Genomic DNA, 916 nt, shown 5'->3' on the forward strand with positions numbered 1-916 from the left:
GGTACTGAAGCGATCAATGGGCTCATCGAACTCGCCCGCCGCGTCGCCCGAGGCTTCCGCAACCGAGAGAACTACCGGCTCAGAATGCTGCTCATCGGCGGAGGCCTCGACGGACACCTCCCCACCTGAAGTCCGAAGAGCCTCTTTTCGACTGACTGTTGATGGTCGCCATTATCCAGTCCCCAGCAGAAGCTTGTGCTCGAAGGTTTCTAACCACACCCGCAGAGCGTGGACATCTTCGAATGCTCTATCGAGCTGATGCTGGCTGATATGGCCATCGTTCTTGTCATTGACCAGCACCAAGTCCTTTGAAAGGGAGTTCAGTGATCCTTGGGCGTAGCCTAGCCGTTGCTGAATGTCGTTGAGCAGATCGATAACATGCTGTGGGATCTCGCGCTCCCCGAGTACTGACCCACTGGAGACGATCGCCTTGGCTTTAGCTTCTACCTTCGCCACACCGACCTTATCGGTGAGGAGCAGCCGCACCGCTTCTGAGAACCCAACTTCGCTTCCACGGACGACCGACAACGCTCGACGAGTCTCTTCGACTGCAGCTAATTCTTCGTCCCCAAGCCGCAGCATCTTTCTATGCTCAAGGTTTACCGGATGATCACGACGAGCACGCTTCGCCTTAGATGTTGCACGTGTCGTAGCTGTCAATGAAAAACCTCCTCTCGAGACGTTATATACCCCTAGGGGGTATATAACAATGTTAACAGAACTCGCTCCGAAAATTGGCCCGGAAAGAACCAGTTGATTTATATGACAAATAATCCCTTTCTGCGCAAGGAAATCAATGGCCCCCATCTTCGATGGTGCCCCCGGGAGTTAGCTGTAGGTAGAGAGGTTGTCTTTTCTGAAGATGGGGAGATCGTTGTTCTTAAGGGGCTCTTCGTATTTGAGGGTGTAGAGGCAG

The 916-nt window shown here is 53.4% G+C and carries 2 protein-coding genes; one reads left to right on the forward strand and one right to left on the reverse strand.

What is annotated here, in order from left to right; genetic code table 11:
* The coding region (locus FEF27_RS13070; protein WP_138171316.1) for a transposase at positions 1 to 129 on the forward strand (129 nt) is incomplete at its 5' end.
* Positions 130 to 171: 42 nt separating this feature from the next.
* Here the strand turns inward: FEF27_RS13070 and FEF27_RS13075 are convergent.
* A complete protein-coding gene (locus FEF27_RS13075) occupies positions 172 to 660 on the reverse strand; it encodes a hypothetical protein (protein WP_138171317.1) in 489 nt (162 codons plus the stop codon).
* Positions 661 to 916 lie beyond the last annotated feature (256 nt).

The sequence above is a fragment of the Nesterenkonia sphaerica genome, assembly GCF_005771565.1.
Lineage (GTDB): Bacteria > Actinomycetota > Actinomycetes > Actinomycetales > Micrococcaceae > Nesterenkonia > Nesterenkonia sphaerica.